We start from the raw sequence: 10206 nt of genomic DNA on the forward strand, positions 1-10206 counted from the left end.
CTACTTTTTACTCTTTTACCTTTTTACTTTTACAAAGTTACGGTTTTTTCGGCAAATATCGACTATGCTTATAATAAAGAGTAAGAAAAATTGTCTTTAAACTTACGGCATAACAGGAAAAAGCATTAACTTTGTACATCCGCAACGTTCGGCGCAGACATCTGCAACGTTCGGCGCAGACACACGCAACGTTCGGCGCAGACACGCGTACCGAACGGCGCGCACAATAGAAAGAATTATAACGATATATAAAAGGAAAAGAAAAACGACAATGACACAGAAAGAAGACATTCAGAATGCGGTGGACGTGATGCGTAAGGGCGGCGTGATACTCTATCCTACGGACACGGTATGGGGTATAGGTTGCGACGCGACGAACGCGGAGGCAGTGGCTAAGGTGTACAGGATAAAGCAGCGCGACGACTCGAAGGCTCTTATCTGTCTCGCCGACTCGGTAGACCGCGTGCAGCGCTATGTGCGCGACGTGCCGCCAGTGGCGTGGGACTTGATGGAGCTCGCGGAGAAGCCTACAACGGTGGTGCTCGACGGGGCTGTGAACCTCGCCCCGAACCTCATCGCGGAGGATGGCAGCATCGCTCTGCGCGTGACGAACGAGCCGTTCTCGAAGGAGCTTTGCTATCGCTTCCAGAAGGCTATCGTGAGCACAAGTGCGAACATAAGTGGCGAGCCGACGGCTCAGAACTACCGCGACATCGCACCGGAGATACTGGAAGCGGTGGACTATGTGTGCTGGACACGCCGTCAGGAGCACAAGCCGCACACGCCGAGCAGTATCATCAAACTGACTAAGGACGGACGGGTAACCATCATACGCAAGTAAATGGAAGAGACTGCGATTGACAAGAAAGGCGCAACGCTGGAAGAAAGGCTGTACGCTTGGCGCACGAAGCATCTTTCCGACCGTCAGGCGACTATCATCCTCGCCCTCTGCATCGGATTCTTTGCGTCGGTGGCTGCCTACGTGCTCCACTCGATAATTCACATCATACAGCATCTACTGACATCGAGGTTTCATGCTGACACGTTCAACTGGCTCTACCTGATGTTCCCGGTTGTGGGCATCTTCCTAACGTCGCTCTTCGTACGCTACGTGGTGAAGGACAACATATCGCATGGTATCACGCGAATACTCTACGCCATATCCTCGAAGCAGTCGCGACTGAAGGCGCACAACTGCTGGACGTCGGTGGTGGCATCGGCTATCACCATCGGCTTCGGCGGATCGGTGGGTGCCGAGGCTCCGATCGTGCTGACCGGTTCTGCCATAGGCTCGAACCTCGGCAGACTGTTCGGTATGGACAAGAAGAAGCTAATTCTGTTAGTGGGCTGCGGTGCTGCCGCTGCCATCGCCGGCATCTTTAAGGCTCCGATAGCCGGACTGGTGTTCACGCTTGAGGTGCTGATGGTAGACTTGAGCATGGCATCGCTGCTGCCTATACTCACGGCTGCGGTCACGGCAACGTGCTTCACGTATATATTCATGGGAAGCGCGTCGCTGTTCAGTTTTCATCTGGACAGCATGTGGGGCGTGGAGCGTGTGCCGGCGTGCATCATACTCGGTATCGCCTGCGGACTGGTGAGCATCTACTTCATACGCTCAATGTCGGTGTGCGAGGGCATGTTCGGCAAGTTGAAGCAACATCGCTGGGCTAAGTTGGCGTTGGGCGGTGTACTGCTCAGCTCGCTCATCTTCGTCTTCCCCGTGCTCTACGGCGAGGGATACTCGGCTATCAACGTACTGCTGAACGGCACGAGCGAAGCTGACTGGAACGAACTGCTGCACAACTCTATGTTCTCGGGCAACGGCAAGTGGCTCATACTGTTCATTGCGCTGGTCATACTGACAAAGACATTCGCCACGGCAGCCACAAACGGCGGTGGCGGTTGCGGTGGTACGTTCGCACCGTCGCTCTTCGTGGGAGCCTTCACGGGGTTCCTCTTCTCACGTCTGTGGAACATGTATCAGGTGGGCATATATATACCTGAGAAGAACTACACGCTGCTCGGCATGGCTGGCGTGATGGCTGGCGTGATGCACGCTCCACTTACGGGTATCTTCCTCATCGCCGAGATTACGAACGGCTACGACATGTTCATGCCACTGATGATTGTGAGCATCGTGTCGGTGATGACTATCAGCATCTTCGAGCCTCACAGCATCTACGCCATGCGTCTGGCACGCGAGGGTAAGTTGGTCACTCACCACACCGACCGCTCTGTACTGACGCTGATGACGATGGACAGCGTGATAGAACGCGACTTCACAGCCGTAACACCCGACATGCCTCTGGGCAAACTGGTGAACGCTATATCGAAGAGCCACACGTCGTTCATACCGGTGCTCGATAACGCAGGTTCGGTGCTTGGCGAGATTGACATCACGAAGATACGACACATCATGTTCCGCGCAGAACTCTACAACAAGCTCACCGTACAACAGTTGATGCTCCCCATCGCTGCGCAGGTTGGCGAGAGCGACTCAATGGAGGAGGTGATGCGCAAGTTCGACCTCAAAGGCACGCGCTACATGCCCGTGGTGAACGTATCAGGACATCTAACGGGATATATCTCGCGCTCAAGAGCGTATAGCATGTACAGAAAAATGGTAGCCGACTTCTCGGCGGAATAAAAGCTCTCAATTAATAATTAATACGCAATAAAGGGCAGGCTCTTTGTGGAGTCTGCCCTTTATTGCGTTTAGAACGGATAGCCGATTGCGAAATGAAGGCTCTGGCTATCCTTAAAGCGGTCGAAATTGTAGAAGCCGTTTCTATATGGCAGGTGTAGACCTATGCCCCAATCGAGACGTAGCACGAAGAAGTCGAGGTCGTAGCGGATGCCGACGCCCGTGCCGAGTGCCATCTCCTTAAGTATATTCTTCGGTTTGAACACAGCACCTGGACGGTCGCTGTCGCTGCGTAGTGTCCACACGTTGCCTGCATCGAGGAACAGTGCGCCATAGAGATTTCCGAAGAGACGTGGACGATACTCGAGGTTGGCTTGCAGCTTCATGTCGCCTGTCTGGTCGAGATACGAGAGGTAGGATGTCTTGGCATGATAGCGACCCGGACCAATGCTGCGCACGTTGAACGCACGGATGCTATTGGCACCACCTACGTAGAACTGCTCGCTGTAGGGCGCACTGATAGCGTTGCCGTATGCCCATACCACGCCCATATTGACGTGTCCGACGAGCTTACTATGTTCGGTCAGCTGCCACGTCTTGCTATAGTCGGTCTCCACCTTCAGGAACTGCGCATACGGGTTCTTGAACATTGTTTTCTCCTTATCAGTCCACTTCTCGCCGAACGCCATATAACCAAGCGAAAGAAGGTTGGCAGCCTCGCTCAGCGTCACCTGCCAGAAGATTGGGTTATGAAGTCGGGCTGGCGACTGGTACGAGAACGAGTAGCGCATCTTAGGCACAAACTGGTCGCTCATCGCCACAAGCAGATACGGACTCTTGTTCACCAGTTCGGTGAAAGCAGGTGTCATGTGCTTCATGTATTCGTACTGAATGATGAGTGGCGAGAACTGATGATGCACAAGCACTCGTGAGTGGGTCTTGTACGTCAGTTCGCCCGAGACGATATGGCGCTGGAAGAATCCCGAACGGTTAAGCACATCGAACGAACCCTTTATAAGCGTTGTCGGTGGGGCATAACGTATGTAGACGTGCTTTCCCTTTGCACGGCGCAAACGGCGCAAACGACGCGTGAGACTGTTCACAAACAGCAGTCGAGGCATCTCCACCGACACATCTGCACCATATTCGTATGAGTTGAACTTCGAACTTGATCCGTCGGCTTGGTGTCCTGTCTGCCACTCGTAGGAGCCTTTGAGGTTGACGGTAAGCTTCTCGCCACCACGGAAGGCGTTGCGCTTAACGAAACCAAGGTTCAGCCCGGGGCCCACACGTCCGGTTGTCTTACCTACGAGATTGCCTTCGAGATATACATCGTAGGGCTTGTCAAACACGCAGTTGAGCGTGATATCAAGCGTATCACACGTCTTGGAGGTGTCGCGCGGAGCGAACGAGAGGTCTACACGCGAGAAGAGGCCCTTCGCGGTGAGCGTATTGATGGTTTGCTGATAAGCATCGTAGCTGTACATTCTGCCAGGGCGTATTCGCATATCGCGCGTAATCACACTACGACGCATCGGTTCGCGCTTGCCATTATAGACGATGGTATAGTTGCGACGGTGAGTGGTGTCGCGCAGTTGCTCCAACGCCGACTGCTTGCGCATCTCGAGATTGACGTGACCGATGTACCACTTGCGTCCCACTTCGTCAGGAAGGCTGTCGGTGTAATGCAGACGCACGCTCACCTCGCCAGGTTCGGCAATGGTGTCGGCGAGGTATGTAGCATAGCTCGGCTGATAATAGAAGAAGCCCTTGTTGCGCAGGAGCGTAGAGATACGAGTGCGCTCGGCTTCGAGCACCGTCACATCGAACGGTGCGTCTTTCTTTACGAGCGATTTTGAAGCGTTCTCCTCAATTATCTTTTGCGCTTCTTCGGGGAAGTTGGTGTACGTGAGCGTGTCGATAGTGTAGAGGTCGCCGAAGTTGACGTTGTACTTCACCTTTGCCGTTCGCGAGCTGTCGGATGTCAGCACGTCGTAGTTGACGTATCCGCTGAAGTAGCCACGCGCTCGCAGCAGCTCCTTCACCACTTGTGAGTGTAGCGCAGGATTGACAGCACTAAGCAGCACTGGTGGCTTACCGAACGTTGTACGTATCCACTTGCCCAAACCGCCACGCGAATGCTGAAACGCATTGTATATCCACAAACGGTAAGGAGGCATACGGTGGTACGGACTATCGAAGAGTGCACCGTTAGGGGTAGTGGCGAGTGCCGCCTCCACTTCCTCCTGTGTAGAGTAGAAGTGGTCGCAAGCCACATAGTTCTCGTATTCGGTCTTGCGTAAGCCCGTGAACAGCTTGTCATCCTCGGGTACAGAACTTGTCGACGAGCAACCGACAAGCACCATTACACATATTATTATATATAACGTATTCTTCATATATCTTTACTTTTTAACACTGGTAGTGTCAGTATTCTGCACAGCCGTTGTATCCTTCTTCTGCTGCAACGAGGTTTTATTGCCGTTTTGCAGCATCATATAGTCGTTGTTGTCAATGCGCTTGAGACGGAATATATCCTTCAGGCTCTGCAACTTGCGACGCCAGATGAAACCGCCACCGAACTGACCGACGTAGCCCTCAAGCCAATCGTAAGTGGCACGGTCGTAGAAAAGCTTCAGATACTTATTCGACTTTGGCGAGAGACGATACTCTAATGCCACATTGTCAAAGAACGTGTCGTTCTGATTCTCTATCTCGGCACCACTCGACACCTTTCCACCAATCACGATGCGCAGACGGTTGTTGAGGAAGCGCTTCGAGAACTTGAACGAGTAGTCGGTGTGCACCGCACCAGAGCCAAGCTGCGTGTTGTCCATGCCGAACGATAGGTCGAGCGTACGCAGTGCGCTGCCCGAGATGGCACTGATCTGAGAGCTGAGGAACGAGCTGAGCGCACTGTTCACATTGAACGAGCCCATACTGTTGTCGGAGAGATACATACCAGTGGTGAGCATCGTCACGGCGAGCTTGCCACGGTTCTCTACCGACTGCGTCATCAGCTCGTTGTGTATCTCTTGGTCGTCGGGGGCATCGATGGTGAACTGCAAGCCCATATCGTTGAGTGTCTTCGTTATCTCTACGCCACACTCAAACGTCACGCTACGGCCTACGCCAGCCTCATTGGTGACGGTGGTCTTGTTCTCCTCCGTCGCCGTGATGTTCAGACGCGGATTCATGGCATCGCCCATAAACTCAACGTAGCTACCATCCTTTATCGTGAAAGTCTTCAGTGGGATAACGGGCAACGAATACTTCATCTCACCCTGTCCTATCGTGTAGCGACCGTAGAGTCTGAGTCCGTCCACTTCGGTGTATTTCATGCGCAGCTCGCCTCCGCCTACAATGTCCACATAGTTCGACTTTGTAGCGTTCAAGGCGCAGAGCACGTGCGCACCCTCGTCGATGCTAACCGTGAGGTCCAACGTCAAGCCGCTCAGCGGTGGACGCTCCACCTTCACGTCATCAGGATTTTTGAAGTTGACAAACTTCACAAGTCCGTCGAGTTGGTTGTCGGTGGTGAGCGGAGAGTCGCGCAGTATGTATGTGATGTCCGACGAACCGAGCACGTCAAGACGACCACGGAAGCGCAAGGCATCAAGCGGACCATCGGCAAGACCGAGGAAGTTGACATACGCCTTGCCGAAGGCTTCTGAGCGTGCCTTCTCCTTCGAGTCGATGAGCAGGTAGTTGTTTGCACGCATACGCATATACATCGTCATGTTCGACATATTGCTGAAGTCGACATTGCCGTAGAGCGTCAGTGGATTACCATTGCGTGCGAAGAGTTGGAAGTTCTCAAACTTCATCTTGCTGTCGGTTATCGTCACTGGGTCTTCGCACAAGCGCATCTTCACGCCGTAAGGCTCGCTCGCTATATACGCCGACTCGAACATCAGCTCGCCATCTACGTCGAGGCGGTCGAGTTGTCCGTCCACTTTTACACGTCCGACGGCATATCCACCAAAATTGAGTAGGCGGTCGGGGATGAAGCCGTTGAGCATCAACAATGGTGTGCGCTGCAACTCAATGTCGGCATTAAGATGACCGAAACCACTTGTGATGTACGTACCGCTTAGCGTGCACACCTCCTGGTCGTCTATCGATAGCGTGCCGTCAACACAATGCTCATTACCTTCGTCGCGTGGCATGTAGATAAACTCGCTCGCCACATTACCAATCTTACAACCATCGTAAGACAAATTGTCAACACGCACAAATGATGACACCGACATATCGCTTTCGCTATTGATGTAGTGGAAGTCGCCATTCATCACACCCGACACGTTCGGTGCATACGGTATAACGGATAGCACTTTAGCAAGGTCGAAGCGAGTGAGTCCGATAGTGAGGTCTTGCAAGGCTTCGGTGCTATCGTTGCTAAACACCTTCACACCCATACCGTCATCAGCCAGCAACCTCATATCAGCCGAAATGCGGTCGTCGTCGGCAAAGAACACGTAGTTGCCCTTGTTCACCTTAAACTTCTTGTAGCCAAACACGGGGTCGATACCGCCGAGCGACACTCGTATACCGTTCTGCTCCATGTCGGCTTTCACACCAAGAGCCACACCAAGACGGTTGCGATCGTCGTAGATGCGTGTGCCGAAGAAGAGCGACTGTTGATAGAATGCGCCACGGAAAAGGGCGTTGAACACGTATTGCTTGTTGTAGCGGTTGTTGCGTATCTGTCCATCGAAGAGCGTCTTCGTCGAGTCGGAACTGATGTTGACGCGTATTGTATCGAGTTGTATGCCTGCAGTCACGAGCGAGTCGATGCGCACATTACCATTGATGCCATGCACGGGCGACGTGTTCATATTAATGTAAGCATCGCGGAACTCGTAGCCGAAACGTCGAGCAGTGCGCGAGAGGATGTTCTCCTTGCCGGCATTGAAGTAGACAGAAAGGTCGGGCAGGCGTTCGCGCAGACGCAGCTGGTCGATGTATCGTTCATTGCGCTGCTTCTCAGCCTCTATGTTCACCTCATTAAAGTTGTCGAGTATGTGCTCCACTGAACCAGCACCATCAACACGCAACACGAAGTCGCCACACGCCACATTGGCATGTGTTGAGTCGCTACGTGTGAATATGTCTATCAGAATGTTTTCAGGTCGATATGTAGCAGCCGAGTCGCGCAGCACGATATTGCCGACAACGCCCTGCATACTGTGCGTCGCCTTCAAATCCGACTTCACGTCCAAATGTGCTGTCATCGACGTTTTGAGTGGTCGCTCGGTGAGACCGAGCTTGTAGAAGTCGGCGTAGAGCAGATTGCATATTACGTTGGCATCTATGCGACGATTGTCGAGGAGCGTACGCAGATCGATGATACCATTCAGAATAGGTGTGCGACTATCGAGCAGTGCCCTTCCCACACCGTTGTGCACCTCTGCCTTTAGGTTTATGTTCGAGAGGTCATAATCGGTGTATTTGAAGTTGTTCACCTTCACACGTGCATCGAGATGTGTCTTTGACGAAAGAAAATCGAAGCCTGCACCATCAGCCACGAGCTCACCGCTGAACGGATGCAACCCCATACCCGGCATGAAGTTCTGAAGTGGCAATGCGTGTGCTTCCATATTGGCACGATAAGCCAACGAACGCATATTGAACGCGCCCCTACCGCGTAGCGAACCACCGCCTTGAGTAGCAACGAAATCGGTAGCGTACTGCGGTCCGTTCACTCGGCAATTGCCTTTGAACGTTATGCCATTGGGTATGCACACTGACGAATTAGCATTCAAGCCCATCATAGGCAGCAGGAAGCTGATGTTGTCGGCACGTGCGTCGAGGTTTATGTTGGCTGTAAGGTGGTCTACGTCGGTTAGATTGCCAGCCTTGCCTTCGGCTTTTATGTTGAACGCCGTTGGCAGTTTGGCAGACACCTCACGAATGTTGAGGTTCTGCATATTGCCGTTGATGTCGGCATGAAGGGAGAGCGGTTGCTCTGGCAGACGCAGGATAAACTGCAGAGGCATCATACCGAGCACTTGCAGTATGTCCGACTTACCTACGGAAGCATCAAGATACAGACGCATCACACCGGGGTTGGTGTCGGCAAAGGTAGAGAAGTCCATATCGGCACTCGCTTTAAGCCACGACACGGGCGTGGTAAGGCGGAAGTCGGGCAGCGAGATGTGTGCCGTGTCAAGGCTCACATGTCCCTTAGCACTGGTCACACTTATGCCGCTCTGCTCACGAAAGGCGCAACGGTTGAGTGCAAGCTGAAGCTGAGTACCTTCTTGTGCAAAACGCAACGAGTCGATGCGCAACGACACACCTTTAAGCTCGATGTGGTTGACATCAAGCCCCTTCTGTCGCAGGGCGAAGTTGTTGTCGTATGTCACAAAGCCGTCACGCCAATCGAACGTGCCAACCTTGTAAACGCCCGTACCAAGATTGATGTCGCCATTTGCAGCACTGACATCAGCGAGTCCGACACCGATAGCAAGGGTGTCGCCGGGCATGTGTATCTTGACGGCTGAACACTTCACCGACAAGTGGGTGAAGGCTATCTGCCAGTTGTTTTCGGTTTCGGTTGTGTCTTCTGGCACAGTGTCGCTGAGCGCAATATCGAGGTTGGCGTCGGTGAGAAGCACGGGTCCAAGGTCTACGGTCTCCTTAGTAAGTGCCACCTTACTCGGTTCTACCTTCAAACGCCCTACTCCACCTTTCACTCGTGCTGAGGGCACGAGTTGCGCTGTATTGATATTCACGTGGCGGAAATCTAAGTCGGTAACTTCCACATTGCCTGCAAATAGCGGCATGAGTTTCACACCTACAATCAGTTCGTCGGCAGCAGCGATTGTATCAATATTATTATGCAGCGAGTCGTTAGGCTGCGTAGCAAGAAGCCCTTGCACGCTTAGGTCGAGTGGAAAGCTAAGGCGCACACGCTCCACCGACACACTCATGCCGGTAGACTCTGAAGCATAAGCAGCAGCCTTCTTTACCACCCAGTTTTGCACGGGCGGTATGTAGAGCAGCACAGCCAACAGCACGAGGAGCACTATCGGCGTGGCAAGAACGGCTGCCGCAACCTTTAAACTTCGTTTATATATAGGCTTCATCTTCGTTCTATTTTATATTGCAGTTCGTAATGTTCGAGGTATTTAGGAGGAGGGTGTGTCAAAACTATAGAATTGTGATGAATGGCTAACTGTAGGAGACTACGGCATTCTTGCCGTAGTCATTGCAAACAGTTGTATTTCAGTTACTAATGGCTACGGCAGGAATGCCGTAGCCTCCTACGATTAGAACCGTTTGCTATTCAATTTGCCAAATATTTTAGTTTTGACACACCCTCTACGCAGACTTCTGATTAAGCAGACTTTTAGGAAGGGGAAAAGGGTAAGCCTTCTTAAGGCGTTTAAGCCGAACCAGACCTCTTGGAGGGTGGCGTTTAAGCCGAACTAAGCCTCTTGGAAGGTGGCGCTTAAGCCGAACTAAGCCTCTTTATGCCTTCTAAGCCCTCCACGACGGGGAGGGTTTGGAGGGGCTCTTTTATTCTTTTACTTTTTTACTCTTTTACTTTTTTA

Annotated in this window: 4 protein-coding genes; 2 read left to right on the top strand and 2 right to left on the bottom strand. The window is 52.5% G+C overall.

Annotated features, from left to right (window positions below; all coding sequences use genetic code 11):
- Nucleotides 1-271 precede the first annotated feature (271 nt).
- Together HMPREF0673_RS09945 and HMPREF0673_RS09950 are read left to right on the top strand one after the other, a co-directional pair.
- A complete protein-coding gene (locus HMPREF0673_RS09945) occupies nt 272-841 on the top strand; it encodes an L-threonylcarbamoyladenylate synthase (RefSeq protein WP_007901697.1) in 570 nt (189 codons plus the stop codon).
- Nucleotides 842-2650 (top strand): chloride channel protein, encoded by a 1809-nt coding sequence (locus HMPREF0673_RS09950; protein WP_007901698.1) that lies wholly within the window; start codon nt 842-844, stop codon nt 2648-2650.
- A gap of 68 nt (nt 2651-2718) precedes the next feature.
- Here the strand turns inward: HMPREF0673_RS09950 and tamL are convergent, their stop codons facing one another.
- Together tamL and HMPREF0673_RS09960 are read right to left on the bottom strand one after the other, a co-directional pair.
- The gene (gene tamL / locus HMPREF0673_RS09955) at nt 2719-5046 is read right to left on the bottom strand and encodes a translocation and assembly module lipoprotein TamL (protein WP_007901701.1); all 2328 of its coding nucleotides are present in this window, start codon (nt 5044-5046) and stop codon (nt 2719-2721) included.
- 6 nt (nt 5047-5052) lie between these two features.
- The gene (locus HMPREF0673_RS09960; protein ID WP_007901707.1) at nt 5053-9738 is read right to left on the bottom strand and encodes a translocation/assembly module TamB domain-containing protein; all 4686 of its coding nucleotides are present in this window, start codon (nt 9736-9738) and stop codon (nt 5053-5055) included.
- Nucleotides 9739-10206: the final 468 nt, after the last annotated feature.

Origin of the sequence: Leyella stercorea DSM 18206, assembly GCF_000235885.1 — a bacterium.
Lineage (GTDB): Bacteria > Bacteroidota > Bacteroidia > Bacteroidales > Bacteroidaceae > Prevotella > Prevotella stercorea.